Origin of the sequence: Nitratireductor sp. GZWM139 (assembly GCF_030068685.1) — a bacterium.
Taxonomy (GTDB): Bacteria; Pseudomonadota; Alphaproteobacteria; order Rhizobiales; family Rhizobiaceae; genus Nitratireductor; species Nitratireductor aquimarinus.
The window spans coordinates 144090-167496 of the sequence record NZ_JAMQML010000006.1 but is presented as its reverse complement, the minus strand read 5'-3'; the positions used below and the strand labels follow the sequence as shown (position 1 = coordinate 167496).

Annotated in this window: 24 protein-coding genes; 10 read left to right on the top strand and 14 right to left on the bottom strand. The window is 63.0% G+C overall.

Features of this window, described 5'->3' with window-relative positions; genetic code table 11:
* The first annotated feature begins 55 nt into the window (after nucleotides 1–55).
* A complete protein-coding gene (gene rsmI, locus NDI72_RS09485; RefSeq protein WP_283800327.1) occupies nucleotides 56–964 on the top strand; it encodes a 16S rRNA (cytidine(1402)-2'-O)-methyltransferase in 909 nt (302 codons plus the stop codon).
* On the top strand, nucleotides 954–1319 hold the full coding sequence (locus NDI72_RS09480; RefSeq protein WP_113153913.1) for a YraN family protein: 366 nt from the start codon (nucleotides 954–956) through the stop codon (nucleotides 1317–1319). Before rsmI ends, NDI72_RS09480 begins: the two co-directional genes overlap by 11 nt.
* A 35-nt stretch (nucleotides 1320–1354) precedes the next feature.
* Here the strand turns inward: NDI72_RS09480 and NDI72_RS09475 are convergent, their stop codons facing one another.
* The 3 genes from NDI72_RS09475 to NDI72_RS09465 all read right to left on the bottom strand — a co-directional run bounded on the left by NDI72_RS09475 (nucleotide 1355) and on the right by NDI72_RS09465 (nucleotide 3879).
* Nucleotides 1355–2014 carry an RES family NAD+ phosphorylase gene (locus NDI72_RS09475; RefSeq protein WP_349632269.1) on the bottom strand — a complete coding sequence of 220 codons (660 nt, stop codon included), beginning with the start codon at nucleotides 2012–2014 and terminating at the stop codon, nucleotides 1355–1357.
* Nucleotides 2015–2075: 61 nt separating this feature from the next.
* Nucleotides 2076–2453, bottom strand: a complete 378-nt coding sequence (locus NDI72_RS09470; RefSeq protein WP_283800325.1) for an MbcA/ParS/Xre antitoxin family protein — start codon at nucleotides 2451–2453, stop codon at nucleotides 2076–2078.
* Between the two features lie 40 nt (nucleotides 2454–2493).
* A complete protein-coding gene (locus NDI72_RS09465) occupies nucleotides 2494–3879 on the bottom strand; it encodes a cytochrome P450 (protein ID WP_283800324.1) in 1386 nt (461 codons plus the stop codon).
* A 164-nt stretch (nucleotides 3880–4043) separates the two neighbouring features.
* On the opposite strand from NDI72_RS09465, the gene NDI72_RS09460 reads away from it, so the two are divergent.
* The gene (locus tag NDI72_RS09460; protein ID WP_206544432.1) at nucleotides 4044–4241 is read left to right on the top strand and encodes a CsbD family protein; all 198 of its coding nucleotides are present in this window, start codon (nucleotides 4044–4046) and stop codon (nucleotides 4239–4241) included.
* Nucleotides 4242–4334: 93 nt separating this feature from the next.
* On the opposite strand, the gene aztD is transcribed toward NDI72_RS09460, so the two are convergent.
* Both aztD and znuA read right to left on the bottom strand, forming a co-directional pair.
* The gene (gene aztD, locus NDI72_RS09455; protein ID WP_283800323.1) at nucleotides 4335–5558 is read right to left on the bottom strand and encodes a zinc metallochaperone AztD; all 1224 of its coding nucleotides are present in this window, start codon (nucleotides 5556–5558) and stop codon (nucleotides 4335–4337) included.
* Nucleotides 5559–5786: 228 nt separating this feature from the next.
* The gene (gene znuA, locus NDI72_RS09450) at nucleotides 5787–6773 is read right to left on the bottom strand and encodes a zinc ABC transporter substrate-binding protein ZnuA (RefSeq protein WP_283800322.1); all 987 of its coding nucleotides are present in this window, start codon (nucleotides 6771–6773) and stop codon (nucleotides 5787–5789) included.
* 140 nt (nucleotides 6774–6913) lie between these two features.
* On the opposite strand from znuA, the gene NDI72_RS09445 reads away from it, so the two are divergent.
* From NDI72_RS09445 to NDI72_RS09435, 3 genes are read left to right on the top strand one after another with little or no spacing between them, the layout of a single operon-like run.
* Nucleotides 6914–7789, top strand: a complete 876-nt coding sequence (locus NDI72_RS09445; RefSeq protein WP_283800321.1) for an ATP-binding cassette domain-containing protein — start codon at nucleotides 6914–6916, stop codon at nucleotides 7787–7789.
* Nucleotides 7779–8600 (top strand): zinc ABC transporter permease subunit ZnuB, encoded by an 822-nt coding sequence (gene znuB / locus NDI72_RS09440; protein WP_206544428.1) that lies wholly within the window; start codon nucleotides 7779–7781, stop codon nucleotides 8598–8600. Before NDI72_RS09445 ends, znuB begins: the two co-directional genes overlap by 11 nt.
* Nucleotides 8597–8992: a Fur family transcriptional regulator gene (locus NDI72_RS09435; RefSeq protein WP_283800320.1), complete on the top strand. Its 396-nt coding sequence runs from the start codon at nucleotides 8597–8599 to the stop codon at nucleotides 8990–8992. Before znuB ends, NDI72_RS09435 begins: the two co-directional genes overlap by 4 nt.
* Here NDI72_RS09435 and NDI72_RS09430 read toward each other — a convergent pair.
* A complete protein-coding gene (locus NDI72_RS09430) occupies nucleotides 8989–9885 on the bottom strand; it encodes a LysR family transcriptional regulator (RefSeq protein ID WP_206994377.1) in 897 nt (298 codons plus the stop codon). The genes NDI72_RS09435 and NDI72_RS09430 overlap by 4 nt on opposite strands.
* Nucleotides 9886–10015: 130 nt before the next feature.
* Here NDI72_RS09430 and NDI72_RS09425 point away from each other — a divergent pair, with 130 nt between their 5' ends.
* The 3 genes from NDI72_RS09425 to NDI72_RS09415 all read left to right on the top strand — a co-directional run bounded on the left by NDI72_RS09425 (nucleotide 10016) and on the right by NDI72_RS09415 (nucleotide 11788).
* Nucleotides 10016–10507, top strand: a complete 492-nt coding sequence (locus NDI72_RS09425; protein WP_206994378.1) for a DUF1269 domain-containing protein — start codon at nucleotides 10016–10018, stop codon at nucleotides 10505–10507.
* A 53-nt stretch (nucleotides 10508–10560) separates the two neighbouring features.
* Entirely contained in the window at nucleotides 10561–11334 is a 774-nt protein-coding gene (gene budC / locus NDI72_RS09420) for a meso-2,3-butanediol dehydrogenase (protein WP_283800319.1), read from the top strand.
* Between the two features lie 82 nt (nucleotides 11335–11416).
* Nucleotides 11417–11788, top strand: coding sequence for a hypothetical protein (locus NDI72_RS09415; protein ID WP_283800318.1), 372 nt, complete (start codon nucleotides 11417–11419; stop codon nucleotides 11786–11788).
* A 7-nt stretch (nucleotides 11789–11795) separates the two neighbouring features.
* On the opposite strand, the gene NDI72_RS09410 is transcribed toward NDI72_RS09415, so the two are convergent.
* The 8 genes from NDI72_RS09410 to NDI72_RS09375 form a co-directional block, all read right to left on the bottom strand.
* Complete coding sequence (locus NDI72_RS09410; protein WP_283800317.1) at nucleotides 11796–12335, bottom strand: P-loop NTPase family protein; 540 nt, start codon at nucleotides 12333–12335, stop codon at nucleotides 11796–11798.
* Between the two features lie 90 nt (nucleotides 12336–12425).
* Nucleotides 12426–13757, bottom strand: coding sequence for a histidinol dehydrogenase (gene hisD / locus NDI72_RS09405; protein ID WP_113156135.1), 1332 nt, complete (start codon nucleotides 13755–13757; stop codon nucleotides 12426–12428).
* Nucleotides 13758–13886: 129 nt separating this feature from the next.
* A complete protein-coding gene (locus tag NDI72_RS09400) occupies nucleotides 13887–14342 on the bottom strand; it encodes a GNAT family N-acetyltransferase (RefSeq protein WP_204360862.1) in 456 nt (151 codons plus the stop codon).
* Entirely contained in the window at nucleotides 14335–15264 is a 930-nt protein-coding gene (locus NDI72_RS09395; protein WP_113153901.1) for an ABC transporter ATP-binding protein, read from the bottom strand. Before NDI72_RS09395 ends, NDI72_RS09400 begins: the two co-directional genes overlap by 8 nt.
* On the bottom strand, nucleotides 15261–16070 hold the full coding sequence (locus NDI72_RS09390) for an ABC transporter ATP-binding protein (protein WP_283800316.1): 810 nt from the start codon (nucleotides 16068–16070) through the stop codon (nucleotides 15261–15263). Before NDI72_RS09390 ends, NDI72_RS09395 begins: the two co-directional genes overlap by 4 nt.
* A complete protein-coding gene (locus tag NDI72_RS09385; RefSeq protein ID WP_283800315.1) occupies nucleotides 16067–16975 on the bottom strand; it encodes an ABC transporter permease in 909 nt (302 codons plus the stop codon). The genes NDI72_RS09390 and NDI72_RS09385 overlap by 4 nt, the downstream gene beginning before the upstream one ends.
* Complete coding sequence (locus NDI72_RS09380; protein WP_113153898.1) at nucleotides 16975–17952, bottom strand: ABC transporter permease; 978 nt, start codon at nucleotides 17950–17952, stop codon at nucleotides 16975–16977. The genes NDI72_RS09385 and NDI72_RS09380 overlap by 1 nt, the downstream gene beginning before the upstream one ends.
* Before the next feature lie 164 nt (nucleotides 17953–18116).
* A complete protein-coding gene (locus NDI72_RS09375) occupies nucleotides 18117–19775 on the bottom strand; it encodes an ABC transporter substrate-binding protein (RefSeq protein WP_206553539.1) in 1659 nt (552 codons plus the stop codon).
* Between the two features lie 264 nt (nucleotides 19776–20039).
* On the opposite strand from NDI72_RS09375, the gene NDI72_RS09370 reads away from it, so the two are divergent.
* Nucleotides 20040–23399 (top strand): hybrid sensor histidine kinase/response regulator, encoded by a 3360-nt coding sequence (locus tag NDI72_RS09370; protein ID WP_283800314.1) that lies wholly within the window; start codon nucleotides 20040–20042, stop codon nucleotides 23397–23399.
* Nucleotides 23400–23407: the final 8 nt, after the last annotated feature.

Sequence of the window (23407 nt, the reverse complement as noted above, 5' to 3'; positions counted from 1 at the left end):
TTGCAACCCTCATGTCGGCATGTCAAAGAGATGAGCGAATAAGGACCAATGAGCTATGGATAACCCGCGCGTGGAGAAAAGTTTCGTCGTCGGCAACGCCCGTATCGGCGCCGACCCGCTGGAGCCCGCGCTCTATCTGGTGGCGACGCCCATCGGCAATCTGGGCGACATCACGCTGCGCGCGCTCCACATTCTGGCGGGCGCGGACATCGTTGCCTGCGAAGACACCCGCGTCTCGCGCGTGCTGATGGCGCGCTATGGCATCAGCCACAGCCTCACCGCCTATCACGAGCACAATGCGCGCGAGGCAGGGCCCCGTCTGCTGGCCGCCATCGGGGATGGCATGAGCGTCGCGCTGATCTCCGACGCCGGCACGCCGCTTGTCTCCGACCCCGGTTACAGGCTTGTCGATCAGGCCGTTGAAAAGGGGTTGCGCGTCGTTCCCATTCCCGGCCCCTCGGCGGTGCTGACGGCGCTTTCGGCCTCCGGCCTGCCAACGGATGCCTTTCTCTTCGGCGGCTTTCTGCCGGTCAAGGAAGGCCAGCGCCGCGCGCGGCTCGAAACCTTCCGCCAGACGCCGGCCACGCTGATTTTCTTCGAATCCCCGCGCCGGCTGGCCGACAGCCTTGCCAGCATGGCGGCAACGCTGGGAGCGGAACGCTCTGCCTGCGTCGCGCGGGAACTCACCAAGACCTTCGAGGAATTCCGCCGCGGCACACTGGCCGAGCTGGCCGAGCATTATGCCGAAACCGGCGCACCCAAGGGCGAGGTCGTTGTCTGCATCGAGCCGCCGCAGGAAGAGGAAAGCGTCAGCGCCGAGGATGTCGACCGGCTGCTTCTGTCGCTCTCCACCGAAATGTCGGCCTCCAAGGCCGCCGGCGAGGCGGCGCGCATGACGGGCGGCCGCAAATCCGAACTTTATCAGAGGCTTCTGGCGCTGAAGGCCGAAAGCGATGCCGGCTGAGGCGCGGCGCAAGGCCTACAGGCTCGGCCATCGCGGCGAATGGTTCGCAGCAATGGCCCTGCGCCTCAAGGGCTACCGCATTCTGGCCCGGCGTTACCGCACGAAACTCGGCGAGATAGACCTGATCGCCCGGCGCGGCGATGTGGTTGCGATTGTCGAGGTCAAGGCGCGGCCGACGCTGGAGCAGGCAATGGACGCGGTCGGCTATCAGGCGCAGATCCGCATCGAACACGCCGCCGATCTGTGGCTTGGCCGCCAGCCCGACCACGCCCGCCTTTCGCTACGCTTCGATCTCGTCGCCATCCTCCCCCGCCGCTGGCCGGTGCATGTGGAGAATGTGTTTCAGGGGGGATAGTTTTCGAGGGCCAGTGTCCGAACGATCCAGCCGTTCTAGGACACCTTGAACCGCGCCATGCGAGGATCGTCTGCGAAGACGGAAAACGGTAGTGACAACCGACTACTGGGCCAGTCGCAGAGAGCATTTATACACTGCTTCGAAAATGCCAGATGCCAGGTTGCCCTTGTAACTGGACGGCTCGCAGTGAAGGCTTGGCAATCCAGTATCGCCAGATTTGCTCCGCCAGATGGATCGCGAATGGACCGGTAGCGAAGCAGCTTGGTCCCGATTGCGCGCGCACCGTCTGCCAGTTCCAGACAAGCTGAATAGTCAGTTGGATGCAGCCAGTGCCGGGAATCCCTGTTCAGATTCGGTGCAGTCAGATCGAGTGCGAGATCGACAGCGAAATTAACTTCAAATGCGGTGAACTCGAGGGCATTCCGAGGGAGAGGAGTCTCTGGGCTCTCAGCGAAGAAGAGAGCCCGATAAAAAGCCGTTTCAGCCACCGCCGTATGGACCGCCTCGCTCGCATAGAACACACCCGGAGTGTAACCTTCGCGACGAAAGCGTGAGTTGCCCGGATAGCGCCCATAACGAAAGGGCGTAGACAGCAGAAAATCGAGGTGACTGCACTGCGGAGGAACCGGCGGTTTGGTTTTCTCCAACTCCGCCTCTAAAAGCTCCTGCTCCTCCAGTGTATCAACCAGTTTCATTGTCGATACGAGGTGTTGCGCCTCAACAAGCCGCCAGCCGCTGCCCGTCAGGGGCCGCGTCTCAGAGCGGAGCGCGTCTTGTGTCCAGATAGGCAAGGACATGCACCAACCCGTCAATCCTCAGAATGCGTTCTGCGGGCACGCCACCCAACAATTCATGATGCGCATGAAGCCATGCGCTGGATGCCTGATCATCTCCGCCTGTAATCGCATCCAATGAACGATAAAGGCGAACAAACAAGAGAGCCAGTTCATAAGGTTTGCCGTGAAGAATACCCGCATCGGGCGCACGACGAATACGAGACATCGTAGCCTCGGAAACCCCGAGAATTCTGGAAAGTTCACGCCCCGAAACCTGCAGCAATTCTGCAGCCTTCACTGCAGCTTTTGCTGCAACAGCAGTCTTCTCCGGCGCCGAAATCTTCTGCAACTGGGGCATGCAATCACCACTCCATGAGAAATAAATAGTAATTTCAATTTCACATGAAATCAAGAGAGCGCCGGCTCACGCGCATGGGCAGGCCGCCCTGTGGCTGGGTGGTCAGTTTCTGAACCGGCCATGGCTTCGTTTCCGGCAGCGTGTCGAAACGGAAGCGGGAAAGCAGGATGGCGAGCGCGATGACGGCCTCCTGCATGGCGAAAGTGGCCCCGATGCACACGCGCGGCCCCGCGCCGAAGGGCAGATACTGATAGCGGTCGAGCGTCTCCCTGTTGCCCGGATGGAAGCGCGACGGGATGAAGGCGTCGGGATTGTCCCACAGCGCCCGGTGACGATGCACCGTCCATGGCATGACAAGCACCTGCGCGCCCTTCACGATGGTCAGGTCCTGGTAGCGATCCTCCGCGATTGCCTCGCGGTTGATCGAAGGTGCAGGCGGATAAAGCCGCAACGCCTCCTCAAACGCGGCGCGCGTCAGGGGCATGGCGTCGAGCCAGTTGACCGGATCGGGCTCGCGGGCGAGCACCGCATCAATCTCGGCTTCCACCTTCTCGCGCTCCCAGGGGGCTTCGGCGAGACAGTAGATGGTCCAGCCCAGCGCCCGCGCCGTGGTTTCGTGACCGGCGCCGATGAAGGTGATGATGTTGTCCTCGATCTCCTCGCGCGTCAGCCCTTCCGGCCCTTCGGCGCGCAGGAGAAGCGTGAGGAAGTCTTCCGGCACATCGCTGCCGCGCGCCATCTTCTCTTTCCGTAGAGCCATGGTCTCGGCCACGATGTTGCGGAAGAAGGTAAGCGAGTTGCGCCCCAGAAGGCGCGTGATGCGGGGCAGCCAGTCCGGCGCGCCCAGAAGATCCAGCGGATCGACGCGCCCCATGGTTTCAAACAGGCGATCCACCTGTTCGGCGAAACTGCCCGGCTCGCCCGCAATTTCGCCGGAGAAAAGCGTCTCGGCCAGAATGTCGAAGGTCAGGAGCGTCATGTCGCGCGACACATCCACCGGCCCTGCCGCATCTTCATAGCGTTCGACGAAGGCGCGGCTGCGCTCCAGCATCGGCTTTGCAAAACCGGCAATGTGGCGCGGCGTGAAGACCGGGGCCATGGCCTTGCGCGAACGCCGCCACACGGCCCCTTCCGCCGTAAGAAGACCATCGCGCAGGATCGGGCGAAGGATTTTTTGGCGCACCCGCGCCATCTTGTAGTTCTTCGCATTGTCGACGAGCACATGCCGGATCAGCCCCGGATCATTGGCGATGACCAGCGGCCCGCCAATCGTGTTCTCGATGTTGATCCACGGCTCGTTGTAGGAAGGTTCGCCCCACAGTTCGAGCGGATTGCGATAGACGATCCGCATCATCTCCAGCGTGGAGGGCGGCTTGGTGCGCGGGCTGGGGGCCGGCGGCACAAAGGGGGCGGGCTGGCTTTCCATGATCGCTTCCTTTCCCGCTTGATTTAGGTCCTGCGACGCTGCGCTTCAATTTGGGCGCGGCTATGAAAAGGCGGGAACTTCATCACCGCTCGCGCATTGTTGAGACACCTAGGCCGATGAAGACAAACCGGAGTGCACTCCGCAGAGATGCGGAAGGATAAGTCATGAATTGGAATCAGATCGAAGGCAATTGGGAACAGTTCAAGGGCAAGGTCCAGCAGAACTGGGGCAAGCTCACCAATGACGATCTCGACGTGGTGCGCGGCAACCGACGGGAACTCGCCGGAAAGCTGCAGGAACGCTACGGCAAAGCCCAGGAAGAAGCCGAGCGCGAGATCGACGACTGGCTTTCGCGCCACTGAGCGCACGCACTGACCGCGCTTTGAGACATCCCTGCCCCAAAGCAAAAAGCCCCGGCAATGCCGGGGCTTTTTTCATTCTAACACAATCCTGGATCAGTGGTTTTCGTGCTGCTCGCCCGAACCGCCGACGGCCACGATGTTGTAGGGCATACCCTCAACGGCAATGTCGCGCGCCTTCTCGAAGGTCTCTGCGTCGACCGCACGGATAACGCTCTTGAGCGGGTCCGTGACCATGATCTCTTCGCCGGTGACGGCGATGCGCGGACGCGGATCGGACCAGTGGCCATCCATCGAATAGGCTGCCGTCAGCTCAACCGACTTGTCGATCTTGCCCGAAAGCACATTGATGCGGTTCAGCTTGCCATCCTCGGTGAAGACATAGGCGAACTTCGGACGCACCGGGTCTACCACGAAGTGCACGGCGCGCACCGGCAGTTCGATCAGGCGGAAGGCATCTTCGTCTTCCGGGTCGATCAGGACGAGGTTCGACTTGCCGAAATTGCCGAGGAAGTACTGCAGCGCCTTGCCGCCGGCGAGCGTCGAGACCTTCAGATCCTCGGGCAGCGACTTCGTGTAGGCGAGATGCTGGATCACGGGCGCGGCACTGCGGCTTCCCGAAACCAGGAGCAGGCCCGTATCGCAGGCAATGGCCGTGATGTTGCCGGAGGTGGCTTCACCATGCAGGCCCGGGCAGGCAGCGGCATCCCCCACGGCTTCTCCCCTGGCGTCCACCACCTGCACACCCTCGGGCAGCTCGCTCGGGTCCTTGCTGTTGGGAACGGTCGCGATGGCGTGCGCGCCATAGGGAATGACGACGCCATGGTGCGGTGCGGAGGTCTTCAGCTCGCGGGATTCGGGCTTGCCGTCCTGCACCTGCTTTTCCGAAACCACGCGGGCCACGCCCTCGCCATCGAAGAAAAGGGCGATCTCGCCATAATGGGAGACGAAATGCACCGGCCGGTCGCCATCGACGGAACCGTCGAGCGCCTTGGGAGCGCTGACTTCCATGTCGGCATGATCGCCGTGATCGTCGAAATGGATACCGCTGGAGAACGCCGTCACCGTGTTGGCGTCACGCTGGACGGCAAAGACGGTCTCATTGCTCTCCGTGGCGTAGACGCGCGCAGGAGACTTGAGCGAGAAGGTTTCAATCGTCTCGCCCTTTTCCGCATCGAGCACACGAAGCTCCGGCGCGGAATGGTCGGCGACGAACAGCCGCCAGGCCTCGTGCTCATCGGCGTGGGCCGGATGCAGCGCGGCGAGTGCTGCACCCGCGCTCAAAAGCCCCGCACGCAGAAGGACTATGGAAGGACGCATCGTTTCTCTCCTATTTGTTATAACGTTACTAGAATTGGACAAGCAAATGCCGGCTTTCACCCGGTAGAGAACCGGGCGCAGGCAAGTCTGGAAACTCGGGCCACCCCAGAGGCGGGCGGCTACTGAAACGGGTTTTGGCGAGGGGCCGTCATCCGGCCGAGCTGGTAATGGGCTCGGAACCCGGCCGGATGAGCGGGCCTGGAAGCAATCGCCTCCATGCCCCTGAACCTATTTCGTGAGACAGGTCTTCAACGAGGCCGCCATGCCGCGCATCAGCTCGAAATAGAGATCCTTGCCATCTTCGATCTCGGCGCCCAGCGGATCGAGCACACCGGATTTCGCGTCAGTGCCTTCGGTGACCACCTCCACGAGACGCGGCTCGAACTGGGGCTCGGCGAAGACGCAGGCCGCATCAAGCTCACGCACCTTGGTGCGGATTTCATCGACACGCTGCGCACCGGGAATGATCTCGGGGCTGACGGTGATGGAACCGGCTGCCGCAAGGCCGAACTGTTTTTCGAAATACTGATAGGCATCGTGGAACACGATGAAGGGACGGTCTTTGACGGGCTCCAGCTCGGCGGAAAGCTCGGTCTGGAGCGCCGCGATGCGCTCGTTGAGTGCGGCGGCGTTGGCCGCATAGGCAGACGCGTTCTCCGCATCGGCCGCACTGAGCGCCTCGGCAATGGCGCTCACCATGATCTTCGCATTGTCCGGATCAAGCCAGAGATGCGCGTCGGGACCATGCTCATGGGCGTGATCATGGCCGCCTTCTTCCGCTTCGTGGCCATGGTCGTCATGGTCATCATGATCGTCGCCATGCGAATGCGCTTCGAACGCGCCGCCCTCGCGCATCTCGAGCAGGGTCAGGCCCTCGCTGTCGGAAAGCGCCACCTGCGTCGCCTCGCCGGCCAGCGTTTCCAGCGGCTTTTCAAGAAAGACTTCAAGGCCCGGCCCGACCCAGAACACCAGATCCGCATTGGCCAGCATGCGCGCCTGCGACGGGCGCATCGAATAGGTATGCGGCGAACCAGCGCCCTGCAGGATGAGCGCCGGCTCGCCTACGCCCTCCATCACCCCGGCCACGAGAGAGTGCACGGGCTTGATGGACGTGACGACCTCCATGTCGGCGGCGAAAGCTCCGGTCAATGCGCCCGGCGTCAACAGCGCAAGGGAGGATGCGGCTGCGGCGAGCGAAAGGCGAAACGACTTCATGGAAGGCTCCTGTAGGCATTGAACGGACGGACATGGCATGCAAGCCCAACCTTCACCGCCTCGGTGAATGTTATGACATTACATATCCTTGCGTTACGCTATAACGTGTGCCATATCCGCTGACAAGTCGGAAAAATCACATGCTGAAAAAACAAAGCCCCTCCCCCGAAACCGCCGGTGAAATGCTGGTGGAGATGCACAATGCCGGCGTGAGCCGCAGCGGGCGCTGGCTGGTGCGCGGCGTCGACCTTTCGGTGCGGCGCGGCGAAATCGTCACGCTGATCGGCCCCAATGGCTCGGGCAAGAGCACCACCGCGAAGACGGCCATCGGCGTCATCCAGCCGAACGAGGGGCATGTGCATCGCGCGCCGGATCTCAGGGTCGGCTATGTACCGCAGAAAGTGGCCATCGACTGGACGCTGCCGCTGACCGTCGAGCGCCTGATGACCCTGACCGCGCCAGCCGGCAGCGCCGAGATCAAGGCAGCGCTCGCGGCAGCGGGCGTGGCGCATCTGGCGGGACGCCAGGTGGCCGCCCTTTCCGGCGGCGAGTTTCAGCGCGCGCTTCTGGCCCGCGCCATGCTGCGCAAGCCGGACCTGCTGGTGCTCGACGAACCCGTTCAGGGCGTCGACTTCACCGGCGAGGCCGCGCTTTACGAACTCATTCGCGAGATCCGCGACCGCACCGGCTGCGGCATCCTGATGATCTCGCACGACCTGCACATCGTCATGGCCGACACGGATACGGTGATCTGCCTGAACGGCCATGTGTGCTGCCGCGGCGCGCCGCAAAGCGTCATGGACAGCCCCGAATACCGCAAACTCTTCGGCACGCGTGCGGCGGAAGCGCTGGCGCTCTACCGCCATCACCACGACCACACGCATCTGGCCGACGGGCGCGTGCGCCATGCCGATGGCACCATCACCGAGCACTGCCATCCCGAGGATGGTCACCACCTTCACGACCATGCCTGCGACAGCGACACGCCGGCGAAGGGAGCAAACAATGCTCGATGATTTCTTCACCCGCGCGCTTGTGGCCGGTGTCGGGCTCGCCCTGGTAACCGGCCCGCTTGGCTGTTTCGTCGTGTGGCGGCGCATGGCCTATTTCGGCGATACCATGGCGCACTCCGCACTTCTGGGCGTCGCGCTGTCGCTGGTCATGGAAATCAACCTGATGGTCGGCGTGTTTCTGGTGGCCGCGCTCGCCTCGGTGGCGCTCATCATCATGGAGCGGCGTCGCGCGCTCTCCACCGATGCCCTGCTCGGCATTCTCTCGCACTCGACACTGGCGCTCGGCCTCGTCATGGTGGCCTTCATGACGTGGGTGCGCGTGGATCTGATGGGCTTTCTGTTCGGCGACATTCTCGCCGTCTCGAAACTCGACATCGCCGTCATCTATGGCGGCGGCGCGGTTGTTCTCGGGCTGCTTATCTGGCTCTGGCGGCCGCTTCTGGCGGCCACCGTCAACACCGACATCGCGCAGGCCGAGGGGCTGAAACCCGAGCGCTCGCGCCTGATCTTCATGCTGCTCATGGCCGCGGTCATCGCCATCGCCATGAAGCTGGTGGGCATTCTGCTCATCACCGCGCTGCTCATCATTCCCGCCGCCACCGCCCGCCGCTTTGCCGGCGGGCCGGAGATGATGGCCGTTCTGGCCGCGATTGCCGGTGCACTTTCGGTCATCGGTGGGCTGACGGCGTCGCTGCAATTCGATACACCGTCCGGACCTTCAATCGTGGTGGCTGCGCTGGCGCTGTTTCTCGTCAGCCTCATGCCGTCGCCAAGGGCAGGAACCGACGATCGCGCAACGGAGACCAAGCCATGAGTGCCGACCTGACACGCAACCAGGCGCTGGTGATGAAAACGCTCTCCAGCGCAGAGGCTCCTCTCAGCGCCTACACGATCCTCGACCGGCTGCGCGGCGATGGCCTGCGCGCGCCACTGCAGGTCTATCGTGCGCTCGACAAGCTGACCGAGATGGGCCTTGTGCACCGGCTGGAAAGCCTGAACGCCTTCGTCGCCTGCGCACACCCCAACTGTCACGAACAGGAACTGATCGCCTTTGCCATCTGCGAGGCCTGCGGCAAGGTGGAAGAGTTTTCCGACGAGATCGTGAAGGACCGGCTCGACGGCTGGGCCAGAAGCCACCGCTTCAAGCCGGCCAAGACCACGATAGAGATCCGCGGCAATTGCGGATCATGCGTGGCGAAGGCCTAGAGAGCCTCACCATCGCCCGGCGGCTGCAAAAGCAGCGCCTTGGCCCTTGCCGTTCTGGGATTGCGCATCGCGCTTTTGAGCCACAGCAGGTAATAGGCGATTTCAGGATTGCCGCGTGGCCCTGCGATCACGTCCAGCGCACCGGAGCGCAGATGCGCGGCCACCAGATAGCGCGGCAGAACACTCCATCCGAACCCTTCAACCACGAAGTTCCTGAGCGCTCTCAGATCGGGCGTCGTGACCGCCTCCTCCGCATTGCCGATGGACATCTGATTGTGCTCGATCCACATGCGGATCATATAGCGTTGCAGATCATAGGAGAGGAACGGAACCTCCTGCAGCGCTTCCGATAGCGCCGTTTCACGCCCTATCCGCTCCACGACCTCAGGCGCAGCCACCAGCAGCAGTTCCTCACGGCCATAGAGCGCAGCCTCGATCCGTGGATCGTCCGGCACCTTGACCGCAAAGGCGAAGTCTGACCGCCCCTCGACCAGCATGCGGGGTGGCTCGTCATCGACGGCGGGGTGAAGCTGCACCGCCAGATTGCTGTGCATCAGGGTCTTGATCCGGTCGGTTATGAGATCGGACAGAATGTCCGACGGGCCGCAGAGATGGATCGTGCCGGAAACGCGCATGGAGCGGGCCCGCACCTCCGCCAGAACATTCTCCGCCACATCGATGGCGCCGGTGACGCGACTGGCCAGTTCGTCGGCAATGACCGTCGGCGTCACGCCACGGGCGTGGCGCGTGAAAAGCTTGCGCTCAAGCTGCGCTTCAAGACTGGCGATATGCCCGGTGACGGCTGGCTGGGTGAGCCCTAGCTCATGCGCGGCGCGACTGACCGAACCCTGACGGTAGACCTCAACGAAGCTTCTCAGATGCGTGATCGACATGTTCGAGACATAACATATTTTATGCCTATTCAAAAATCCGATAATTGGCTTTCTGGCATGACAACACCGATCTTCAGGTCACGGGCAGCGATGAGGCTGCCGAAGAAATTGTCTGACCAAGGAGATCATGATGTCCAAGCTTGTCGCGATCAGTTTCAAGGATGATGCAACGGCCTTCGCCCTGCGTTCGGATCTGGCTGCCATGCAGTCCGATTATCTGCTTGCCCTGGACGACATTGTCGTCGTGACCAAGGACGAGAAGGGCAAGCCCAAACTGCACCAGCCCGTCAGCCTGACCGGGGCCGGCGCACTGAGCGGCGGCTGGTGGGGCACGCTGATCGGCTTCCTTTTCCTCGCCCCTCTGGCCGGCCTCGTAATCGGCGCGGGCACCGGCGCACTGGCCGGCAAGTTCACGGATATCGGCATCGATGACCGCTTCATGCGCGATGTCGCCGCGAGCCTGGAGAAGGACGAGGCCATGGTGTTCGTGCTCGTCCGCGATGTGACAATCGACAAGGTGATGGACGGTCTGAGCGCCTATCGGGGCAAGGGCAGAATCCACACGACCTCGCTCTCCCGCCGCGATGAAGATGAACTCAGGAAGCTTATCGAAGCCGCCTGACCAGACCCTCAAACCCTGTTGCCCCCCCAACCCCCTACTGAAAGGACAGGATCATGTCCGACAACAAAGTCGCCATCGTCACCGGTGGCGGAACCGGCCTTGGCCGCGCCATCGCGATACGTCTTGCCGAAGACGGTTTCTCGGTCGTCGTCAACGGCCGCGAACAGTCCAACCTTGATGAGATGGTCGCAAAGCTCGGCCCGGAACGGGCCATGGCCGTCGCTGCGGATATCTCCGTGAAGGCGGAAGCAGAACGCCTGATCGCCGAAACCCTGACGCGCTTCGGGCGCATCGACGTTCTCGTCAACAATGCCGGCGTGGCCAATCCGGGAACGGTGGACACGCTGAGCGACGACGATTTCGAAGCCATGCTGGCCATCAATGTCAGCGGCCTGCGTCACGTCTCTCTTGCCGCCCTTCCCGCCCTGCGCCGGTCGGGAGGCAACATCGTCAACATGTCGTCCGTTTCGGGCATGCGCGCCGACTGGGGCATGTATGGCTACAACGCCTCGAAGGGTGCCGTGACGCTGATGACGCAGGGCATGGCGATGGAACTCGGGCCGGAAGGCGTGCGCGTCAACGCAGTGGCCCCTGCTACGGCGAACACGCGCCTGGTCAACGGCCTGAAAGGCAAGCGCGGCGCGCTGGAGGCCTTTGCGGATCGCATCCCCATGGGCCGGATCGTCGAGCCCTTCGAGGTCGCAAACGCGGTGGCCTTTCTCGCCAGCGATCAGGCAAGCTTCATCACCGGCGTCATTCTGCCGGTCGATGGCGGCCTGACCGCATCGAACGGCCAGCCCAACTTTCTCACCCTGATGGCCTCCTGATCCTGCCGCCGGTGAAAGACAAGAACCTGCCCCCGCGTCTTTCACCGGCGCTTATCCTTCGCCCCGGAACCGGACCCACGCAATGTCTGAACGCTTTCTGCGCAACACGCTGTTCTTCACGTTTTTCTACAATCTCATGGGCTTCGCCACATTCATGTTCCCCGCACAGTTCGGCGGCATGGCGGCGCTGCCCACGGATGTGCCCTTCCTGTATTCAGGCTTCATCGCGACGAACATTCTGCTATTTGCCCTTGTCGGCCTTTGGCAGGCCCGCGCGACGACGCTTCACACACCCGTGCTTGTGATCTTCGGTGTGAGCAAGATCGTGTTCTTCGGCCTCATGACAGCCGCCTGGTCTCTTGGTGAAGTCGCATTTGCCGGTGTCGCCATGAGCGCGGTGGATCTGGCGATGGGCGTCATCTTCCTGCTGGGCGCAAAACGGTTCGCTGCGTGAAGCATGCCTAGCGCGGTGCCGGCAGATCCCAGTCCTTGTAAAGCGCATTGAGCGCACCCGCCGTGTGGCACTCGACGGCGGGCAGACCGGAGCCGCGCACGACCTCGGCATATTTGGCGTCGCTGTTGCGGGTCTTCACGAGGATCCAGTGGATCATCGCCCACTTCACGCTGTCCTGCGCGCCTTCCAGATGTCCCGCGCGATCAGACCGGTTGGCGAGCGTGCGTCTGAAATAGCGCGCAATGCGCAGCCACGGGCTGGACGTGACCAGAATGACGCCGGTTGCCCGCGCCAGACGCTGCGGCATCAGGCGCGAGTAATTGCCTTCCATCACCCAGCCATCTTCAAGAATGGCCGCATCGTGCAGCGCCGCGAACTCGGCCTCCGGTCGTGGCTGCCAGTCGGTGTTTGGCAGGTGCTGCAACTGATCGAGATGAACCGGCGGCACGCCAAGTTTTTCGGAAAGGGCGACGGCCAGCGTCGACTTGCCCGCATTGGACGGACCGAGGATCGCTATGCGCTCTCCAAGCGAAGACAGGGGCAGCATGTGGGACACCCATTGGCCGCGAGGCAAGGAAGCGCGATGAGCGAAGGACGCACCGGAACCCGGCGCGCCCGTCATTCTTCCCGCACTTGCCTACTCGCCTTTTTCGACGTGGTTGTTGCGCAGCCGCGTAACGGCGTTGCCATGCGCATCGAAGCCCTCATAACGGGCAAAGCGCAGCGTATGAGGCGCAAACTCGGCATAGCCCTGTGCGGTCACGTGACCGATGGACGAGGTCTTCATGAAGTCGTGCACGCCGAGCGGCGAATGCGCCCGCGCCATGCCCGACGTCGGCAGAACGGCGTTCGGCCCCATCGCGTAATTGGCCATGGACCCCGCCGCATATTCGCCCAGCAGGATTTCCGACGCATTGCGCACGTGCGACAGATATTCGAACGGCGTCTTGGACAGGATCTGAAGGTGCTCCGGCGCGTAATCGTTGACGAAGGCGAACGCCTCTTCCGGCGTGTCCGCCAGAACGATGCCACCGCTTGTGCCGCCCAGAACATCGGAGGAATAGCGCACGCGCTCGGCGCTCATCTCCGCCCAGTATTTCGGCAGTGCATCGCGCACCTTTTCTGCAACCTCGCGCGACCAGGTGACGAAGAAGTTGGAGCTGTCGCTGCCGTGTTCGGCCTCGACCAGCAGGTCGAGTGCCGCGATCTCGGGATCGGCGCTCTCATCGGCAAGCACGATGCTCTCGGTCGGGCCGGCGGGAAGCCGCGAGGCGATCTGCCCCTGAAGCAGCCGCTTGGCAGCGGCGATCCACGGGCTGCCGGGGCCTTCGAACTTGGCGCAGCGCGGCACCGTGTCCGTGCCGAAAGCGGCGGCGGCAACGGCCTGACCGCCACCGGCCTTGTAGACGTGTTTCACGCCGGCAATGCGCGCGGCAACCAGCGTCGCCGCATCCACCTTGCCGTCCGGTCCGGGCGGGGTGAGCACGATGGGCATCGGCACGCCGGCCACCACGGCCGGGATCGCCGTCATGAGCGTCATGGAGGGGAAGGTGCCCTTGCCGCGCGGCGAATAGAGCGCAACGCTGTCAATGGGCGTGGCGCGCTCGCCCACCAGAACGCCGGGGCGGATTTCCTTCATCCACATTTCCTGCGGGCGCTGCGCCTCGTGGAAACGGCGAATGTTGTCGGCGCAGAATTCCAGCGTCTCGATCATCTCCGGATCAAGCGTCTTGAAGGCGGCGTCGAAATCCTCTTCCGTCGCAGCGATCGCGTCCGGCTCGACCTGGGCCTTGTCGAACATGCGCGCGAAGCGGGCCAGCGCCACATCGCCTTCCTTGCGCACCGCCTCGATGATGGGCGCGACATTCTCCAGAAAATGGGTGAGATCGTCTTCCGTTCGTGTGAGGAGCGTCTTGCGCTCTTCAGCAGACAGTTTCGACAGTTCGTGCCAGGCAACGCGGTTCGACATTTTCACCCACCAGTTCAAAGGATGCGTTTCGGCGCCACGTATAAATCATTTTCGGGCGAGGCATAGGGTCAGGACCAATCAAATCGGCAAGATTGACCGGCCACGACCTCATGCCGCAGCGCCAACTGCTCAGCGCAGCATGTCGCCATAGATGCCGGGGGTGGAATCGGGAATCTCGATTGCGCCGCACTGGCTCTTGTAGAATTCGATCGGCCCGGCGCTGCCGATCACGCCATAGACATAGCCCGCATCGCGCATCGCCTGGAGCGTGGCCATGAGCAGCGCCGCCCCGACGCCGCGCCCGCGCGCGGCCTCGTCAACGCCGGTCGGACCGAAGAAGCCCTTCGCCGTGGCGTCGTAACAGGCAAAGCCCAGAAGCTTTCCGTCTTCCACCGCGACCAGAACATTGGCCGGCTGCGCCGCCATGGCCACGGCGCACTCGCTGGCCCAGTTGCGGCTGAAATGCTTCTCGGCGAAATCGCACACGACATGCATTTCCGGCCCGATGGCGCGACGAATGACAATGCCCTCGGCCACGGGTTTGGCCGGCGGGAGCTTGTAGAGGGGCACGAGCATATCAGTCATGGTCTGCATCCGAATAGGCAACGAAATGGTCTGGCGCAACTTCACGATAACCGGAGATGGGACGCGCCGCACGTGACCGCACGGCCTCCGCCTGCCGCGTAAAGGCAAGCCCGTCGCCATCGGCGTCGTCGAAACGCTTCGCCGGATCGGGCACGGCGGAAATGAGAAGGCGCGAATAGGGATGGCGCGGATTGCGGATGACCGCATCGGACGGGCCGCGCTCCATCACCTGCCCGGCATACATCACCGCCGTTTCCTCTGCGATGTAGTGAGCGGTCGCGATATCGTGCGTGATGTAGAGGAAGGCGATGTTGCGCTCCTCCTTCAGCCGCCGCATCAGGTCGAGCACCGATTTGCGGATCGACACATCGAGCATGGAGGTGGGTTCGTCGGCAACGATCAGCTCCGCGCCCACCGCAAGCGCACGGGCAAAACTGACACGCTGGCGCTGACCACCGGAAAGCTGGTGCGGGAACTTCTCCAGCGTGGTGTCGGGATCAAGCTCCACATCGGCCAGCGTCTGCCTGAGCCTTGCTTCGAGATCCGCCGTCCCACCATGCAGCCGCAGCGGGCGTTCGAGGTGGTGGCGGATCGTGTGGGTGGGGTTGAGCGAGGAGAACGGGTCCTGAAACACCATCTGCACCGCGCGCAGATAGGCGCGGTCGCCGCTGCGGGTGCGGTTCTCGAAAATGTTCTCGCCGCGAAACCGGACCGTGCCGGCGCTCGGCTCGAAATGGCGGATCACGGCGCGCCCGCAGGTGCTCTTGCCCGATCCGCTTTCGCCCACCAGCGCCAGCGCCTTGCCGGGCTCGATGGAGAAGGTGACATTGCGCAGCGCATCCACGCGGCGCACCGCACCCAGAACCGGGCGCACATGGAAGGTCTTTGAGACGCCTTCAAGCGACAGAAGCGGGGCGTTCATGCGGCTGCTCCCTCAATGCGCGGCATGGCTGCCCAGAGCTTGCGCGTATATTCGTGCTGCGGATCGGCCACCAGGCTGCGCGCCTCGCCCTGCTCCACGATGCGCCCTTCCAGCATGATCGCGATGCGGTCGGCGAACTGCGCCATCAACGCCAGATCATGCGTAATGAAAAGCACCGAGAAGCCGAGCGTTTTGCGCAGCGCCACGATCTCCTGCAGGATCTCGCGCTGCACCACCACATCGAGCGCGGTGGTGGGCTCATCCATGACCACGAGGCGCGGCTTGAGCGTCAGCGCCATGGCGAGCACCACGCGCTGGCGCATGCCGCCGGAAAGCTGGTGCGGGAATGAATCGAGCCGGTCTTCGGGGATGCCCACCATGGCCAGCATCTCGCCGGCCTTCACGCGGGCCGCGTCGCGCCCCATCTTCTCGTGACGGGCGAGCATGTCGCGGAACTGCTCGAACACCGTCAGCACCGGGTTGAGCGAGTTCATCGCGCTCTGGAACACCATGGACGCCCCGCTCCACCGCCACGCCTCGAGCCGGCGGCGTGAAAAGGCGAGAACATCCTCACCCTTGAACAGGATCTTGCCATCGCTGATGAAGGCCGGCGGCCGGTGGAGCCGCATGATCGAGAAGGCGATGGTGCTCTTGCCACACCCGCTTTCGCCGGCAAGCCCGAGAATCTCGTTCTGCCCGATGTCGAGCGAGACATTGCGCACGGCGCGGAACGTGCCATTCGGCGTCAGGTAGTCGACGCACAGATTCTGCACCGAAAGAAGTGGCTTTGCGGTCTCCATGCTCATGCCCCCTTCTCCGCAAGACGCGCGCGGTCGAGCTTCTTCTGCAGCTTCATGGCCTTGCCGATGGCGCCCAGCGTGCGCAGCCGCGGATTGGAAATCTCGTCGACGCCGAAATTGAGCAGCGACAGGCCGACGCCGATGATCACGATGGCGACGCAGGGTGCGGCCATCTCCCACCATGCGCCCACGGTAATCGCCGAGGCGTTCTTGGCGTTGTAGAGCATCGTGCCCCACGAGACGGAGAGCGGATCGCCGAGCCCGAGGAACTCCAGCGTGGCCTGGGTGATGATGGTGAAGATCACGCTGCCGATGAAGTTGAAACCGATGATCGACAGAAGGTTCGGCAGCATTTCCACCAAGATCATGCGCCAGACCGGCTCGCCGATGAGTTGGGAAGCCTGAATGAACTCGCGGTTCTTCAGCGTCATGGCCTGTGCGCGTGTCACGCGCGCGCCCCACGCCCATGATGTCAGGCCGATGATGATGGCGATGGAGAGCGGCCCCACTTGCCCGAGAAACGCCGCCAGCACCAGAAGCAGCGGCAATTGCGGCAGCACCAGCACCACATTGGTTGCGAAATTGAGCGTCTCGTCCGTCGCGCCGCCATAATAGGCGGCGGTCAGGCCCACCACGGTGCCGATCAGCGTGACGATGAGCCCGGCCAGAATGCCGACCATGAGCGAAGTGCGCGTACCCCACACGAGCTGGGTGTAGACATCGCGGCCCATGCGGGTGGTGCCCATCACATATTCCGCGCTCGGCGGCTGATGCGGACGGCTCACGCGCTTGTTGGGATCGTGGTCGGTGATGAGCGGCGCGGCCAGCGCCACCACCACGTAGAACACGACGATGAAGACGCCAAAGGCTGCCTTGCGGTTGCGCACGAAGACCTTCAGGAGATTGAGCATCACGCCCTCCTCAAGCGCGGGTCGAGCGCCACATAGGCGATGTCGACGGCAAAGTTTGCGCTCAGCATGGCGAGCGTCATGATGAGAAGCTGGCCCTGAATGAGCGGGAAATCGCGGGCGATCACCCCCATGTAGAGCAGGTTTCCAAGTCCCGGATAGTTGAACACCACCTCGGTGATGAGCGAGCCGCCAAACACCGAGCCAAGGCTGATCGCAAAGGCGGTGATGGACGGCAGGAAGGCGTTGCGCGCCGCATAATTGTAGCGCACGCGGGCATCCGAAAGCCCCTTCGCCTCCGCCAGATGCACGTAATCCTCGCCGAGTTGCCCGATCATGTTGTTGCGCATGGTGATGAGGTAACCGCCCACCAGAACGATGCTGAGCGACAGGACCGGCATCAGCGCGTGAAAGAACACAGAGGACAGGAACGGCCCGCTGAGCGACGGCTCAAGCGAAGGGTCGAATGCATAGCCGGCCGGCAGCCAGTTGAGCGAGACGGAGAAGAGGAACATCGCCGTGATCGCGATCACCACCGGCGGGATGGACTGCAGCGCCAGCGCCAGCGGGGACATGAAACTGTCGAACCCGCTGCCACGCCGCCACGCGGCGCGAATGCCGAACAGCGTGCCGAGCGCATAGGCCAGAAGCGTCGCCGTTCCGGTGAGGAACAGTGTCCACGGCAGCGCGCGGGCAAGCAGGTCGAACACCGGCGTCGGGTAGTATTTGACGGAAAGGCCGAAATCCCAGGTGAAGATCGAGCCCAGATATTTGAGATATTGCAGATACAGGGGTTCGTTGATGAAGCCGAATGTCTCCATCAGCGCCTCGCGCGCCTCGGGCGGAATGGTGCCCTGGGCCTGGGCCAGCATGACGTCTGCCGGATTGCCCGGCATCAGCCGCGGTATGAGGAAATTGAATGTGGCCGCCACCAGAAAGGCAACGAGATAGAACGCCAGCCGGCGCAGAATGAAGCGCATGGTGTCCCCCTGCTCTGTGCGCCGTCAGACGGCCCGAAGGCCACGGCGTCTTTTCTGAAGGCGGGGCGAAGGCCCCGCGTCAGCTCCCGGTTTTCCCCTCCGTGGAACCCTTCTCCCCGCGAACGGGGAGAAGGGGGGAGGATGCAGTCAGATCGAGGATCGGATCAATCTTCGACCGGACGCAGGGAGAGCAGGTGAAGGAGACGCTCCGGCGTCTCGTCGTGAACGACGGGCTTGGCCTGTGGATTCTCGGCGCTGAAGAAGCCCGTGAAGCGCTTGGTGTTGTACTGGTACCAGAGCGGGTTGTTGAACACGGCGATGAACGGCATGTCACGACCGACTTCCATCTGGATGTCGTTCATGATCGCGCGCTGCTTCTCCGCATCAACGGTCTGGAAGAAGGAGTCCAGCAGGCCGTCGAGTTCTTCGTTGTAGTAACGCGTCGCGCCGAAGCGGGTCTTGCCCTGGTTCTGCGAATGCAGGCCCAGATCATACTGGTAATGCGGCGTGACACCGGTGAAGTAGGCGTTCATGGCCATGTCGTAATTGCCGTTGATCAGGCTTTCCGACCAGACCGCATGCTCGGGCGTGGCCACCTGGGCCTCGATGCCGATCGCCGTCAGACCTTCCACCGCCAGCTGCACCGTGTTGATCCAGTCGGTCCAGCCATTCGGCACGATGATGTTGAACGAGATCTTCTTGCCGCTCGGCGTTTCCAGATTGCCGTCGCCATCGGTGTCCTTGTAGCCCGCCTCGGCCAGAAGTGCCTTGGCGCCCTCGACATCATAGCGGGTGAACTTGCCATACTCGGCATCCACTTCCGGGTTGTTCCAGGAGTGGTAGGCCTGGCCGAGACCGGACGGATACTGGTTGATGGTCGGGTAGCCGTAGCCGGCAATGTCGACCATGGCTTCACGGTCAAGCGACATGGAAACGGCGCGACGGAAATCCACGTCGCTGAACGCTTCGCGGTTGCCTTCGTTCTTGGATTCCATGTTCACGTTGAACATGACGAGCGAGCCGGCCGGGAACCAGTATTTGTGGTTCTCGGGATCCTTGCCGACAAAGGTCTTTTCGATGTCTGGCAGGAACGAGCCCATCCAGTCCAGTTCGCCACGGGCGGCAGCCGCCAGCGCCTGATCGTTTGTGGCGATCTGCGGGAAGCGCATGCAGTCGACCTTGAGGGTCTCCGCATCCCAGTATTTTTCATTGCGGCACTGGATGTATTCCTGCGGCGTGAACCGGCGGATCTCCGTCAGCGGACCGGTGCCGACCGGGTTCGGGTTGGTGAAGGTCACCGGGTCCTCGACGCTTGACCAGACATGCTCGGGCACGACCGCCAGACGGACGATGGAGTAGATCGCGCCGGAATTGGCATCGCTCAACTGGAAGCGGACGGTCTTGTCGTCCACAGCCTCGACCGTATCGACGAGCTTGCCATGACCATAGATGTCGAGCGGCTTGTTCTCCTTCACCAGATTGAGGCTGAACACCACGTCATCAGCCGTGAAGGGCTCGCCATCGGACCAGGTCACGCCGTCCCGCAGGGTGACTGTCAGCGTCTTAAGATCTTCGGAGAATTCATAACCCGTCGCCAGCCGATAATTCGGCTCACCGCCTTTCAGGGTATTGAAGATGATCAGCGGCTCGTAGATGAAGTCGTTGACCGAAGGCAGTCGCGAGGACTGGTTGAAGGGATTGTAGTTTTCAATCCACGCCGTGCGCTGGATCGGCAGGGCCGTGAGAACGGATTCAGCCGCGGCCGCTTGCATCTGCAGAATACCGGCGGCAAGGACCAGCCCGGCCGTCAACGAATGTTTCATGCTTTCCTCCCTCAAGAGTCCGGGCGGACCGTCCGCCCTCTTCTACTGCTCCGCCAAAGGCTCCACCCTGGCGCGACACGCGCCGGCAAGAACAGTCCAGTCATTCTGGTAGATAGGACCAATCTAATGCCACCGTCTATTTCGTAAATTTCGTCAGTTTCGTTGCATTCGCCTTCGGGCGTGGCTCGCGGTCTTGGCGGAGCCTTCGGCTTTCGCTAGCGTATTCATTGAAAGGCGTGCTTTTTGCCGTCTCGGGAGGATTACATGAATTGGCGCAGGATTTTACCGGCCGGTTTCCAGGCGCGGCTCTTATTGGTCTTGCTTGCGGTATCGATCGTGCCGCTGGCGATCAGCGCTGCCGCCTTCTACTCCCTCGTCAACGCAAACATTGCACGCGAAACCTTCGAGAAGATCGCCTTTGCGCGCGATGCCAAGACCAGTGAACTGACACAATATGTGTCTTTCGCCAAGCGGCAGGCCGAAAGCCTCGCCCAGACCAATATAGCGCGCTACTCGATTGGCGATTTTTACGGTTTCAGCTACGCCATGAGCCAGATGGCGCCCGATGAGGAGCAGGCGGCGGAAGAGCTGCGCAGCCTGTTCGAGGTCGGGCCGAACGAGCCGGCGCGGGCCGAAGCGCCCAGCCATGACCGGCTCCTGCGCGAAGCCCTCGCCTACGCCAATGCGCACAGCCAGTTTCACGAAGAATATCTGACCTTTGTTGAAAGCTCCGAGTTCGACAATGTCTATCTCGTCAATGCGCGCGGGCGGGTCGTCTATTCCGTTTTCAAGGACGATTATCTGGGCAGCCTCCTGACCAAAGGCGATTCAACGCTTTCCAGGGCGCTGATGGAGCTGCGCTCCGCGCCCGACGACCGGCACATCGTGTTTTACGATTTTGCGCGCGATCCGCGCACCGGCGAATTCGCCGCCTATTTCGCCGTTCGCGTGAGCCTTTATCAACGCGCCAGCGGCGCGGCCATTCTGCGCCTGCCCGCCAGCAAGCTTGCCGCCCTTCTGGGTGGGCATGAAGGCGTCAACGGCACGCTCAGCCTCATCTCGTCGCGCGGCGCCGTCATCGCCTCTTCGGCCCCTGCCCTCAAGACCGGCGTGAGCGCCAGCGTGCCGGAGGAGATGGAAGCGAAAAGCGGTGTGACGATGCTCGAAACGGGACTGCTCGGCGCACCCGTCCTTTCGGCATGGACGCATCTTCTCCTGCCCGACGCCACCTGGCTTTTCGCCGTCGATGCGGACGCCGCATCGGCCTTCGCGGCGAGCACCAGACTGCGCAACCTCATCCTGGCGCTGGCGGCACTCGCGCTGCCGCTGATCCTGCTTCTGTCCTACTATCTCGCCCGCTCGCAGACCCGCCCCCTGAAATCCGTCACCGATGCGGCAGAGGCCGTGGCCGACGGCGCGCTGGACATGAGCCTGCCGAAATTCGACAAGCCGACGGAATTCGCGAGGCTCTCCCATTCCGTCGCCCGCATGCGCGATGCGCTGCGCGATCAGCTTCAGCTCATCAGCCAGAAGAACCGCGAACTAGAAGTGCATATCCGCGAGATCGGCGAAAAGAATGCGGAGCTGGAACAGGCCGACCGCATGAAGGACCAGTTCCTCGCAAACACCTCGCATGAGCTGAGAACACCGCTCAACGGCATTATCGGCATCTCCGAAACACTGGCTGCGGGTGCGGCCGGCGACATCGCACCGACACAACGCAACCAGCTTCAGCTCATCACCTTCTCGGCCCGCCGCCTGTCGCGCCTCGTGGACGATTTGCTCGACCTCTACCGCATCCGTCAGGGCCGCATGCGGCTCGACATTCAGGGCGTCGATGTGGCCACCAGCGTGCGCCAGGTTCTGCTTCTCTCCGAGCCGCTGCTTTCCGGCGAGCCGGTGAGCCTCAGGGTGGACATTCCCGATGTGACGCCGCCGGTAATCGCCGACCCGGTGCGCTTTGAGCAGATCCTCTACAATCTCATCGGCAACGCCATCAAATATGTCGATGACGGGCACATCCACGTCACCGCATGGCACGAGGGCGAAGGCGACAGCGCGACCGTCTCCGTCGCCGTGGAAGACACCGGACGCGGCATCTCGCCCGAAAATCTGGAGCGCATCTTCCAGCCGCTCGAACAGGCAGAATCCGGCGACGTCACACAGAAGAAGAGCGGGACCGGCCTCGGCCTCGCCATCGCGCGCAATCTTGCAGCCCTGCTCGGCGGCACGCTGACCGCGACCAGCGAACCGGGCAAGGGCTCGCGCTTCGTGTTGCAGCTTCCCGCCGCCAGCGCCGATGCGGCAGAACAGGCGCGCGGGAAATATCCCGGCGGCCTGCACCAGACCATCAATGCGCTCGATGCCTTCGAGACCTCCGTCTCCGAGCGCGGCGACGCCAATGCGCAGACCATCGTGGTGGTGGATGACGAGCCGATCAATTTACAGGTTCTGCGCAACGTGCTCCTGCCGCAGGGCTATCGCGTCATCTGCGCCGACAATGGCCGCGACGGCATCGAGGCCGTTCTGGAACACAAGCCCGACCTTCTCATCCTCGACGTGATGATGGACGATCTCTCGGGCCTCGAAGTGGCGCGCAGGCTGCGCCGCCAGTTCTCGCTGATCGACCTGCCCATCATCATGGTGACGGCGCGCAGCCGCACGCGCGACATGATCGCCGGCTTCGAGGCGGGTGCGAACGACTATGTGGTGAAGCCCTTCGTCAAGGATGAGCTTCTGACGCGCATCTCCACCCTGATCGACGCCTCGCGCGCCCGCAGCCGTGCGGAGGAAAATCAGGAACTGCGCGACGAGGTGGATCGCCGCATCCAGGTCGAAGACGCATTGCGCCTGTCGCAGCGCCGCATGGCGCGCCTGCTCGACGCGCTGGAAGCCGGTCTTGTCTGCGTCAACGACAAGACGATCATCACCTATGCCAACCGGGCTGCGGAGACGATCTTCAGTCGCCCGCTCGACCGCGCCACGCCCCTGTCTCTCCTGCTGCCGTCGGACATGGCCGCGCTGCTCGACAGCCAGTGCCGGGTGGATGGCGAAAGCAGCGCCACGCTGCATCTGGGCGGACGCGAATTCACCATCAACGCGTTCGAGCTGGAGCCCGAGGCGGGCGCGGGCATGGCGCTCGTTCTGAGCGACGCCTCGCTGGAGGCCGAGAACCTGCTCGTTTCGGTGCGCGGCGCCATCGACAGCGCGCTGCCGGTAATGGCCGGCGAAGCGCAGGCCGAGCCCGGCCCTGCATCGGATGAAGCCTATCGCGCCCTCATCGTGCAGGTGATGACGGGCAGCCTCAACCTGTGGCGCGACGTGACCGGCAAGGAGCGGATCGAATTTGCCGAGGAGAGCGGCATCTGGCGCGTCAGCCTCGACAAGACATCGCTGCAGACCCGCACGCTCGACAAATATCTGCTGATCGAAACGCTGCCGCTCAACCCGCGCTGGCGCGATGTGGTGCGCTCGGCCGAGTTCACCCTTGCCCGCGCGGAGGCTGCCGACCGGCAGGCCGAAGCGCAGAAACTCGCCGCCGATCTCGCGCGCCTGCGTGAGCATCTGCGGATCGCCAACTCACCCCGGCAGCGGCAGGACCAGCCCACCGCCGCCGATCTCTGAAATCCATC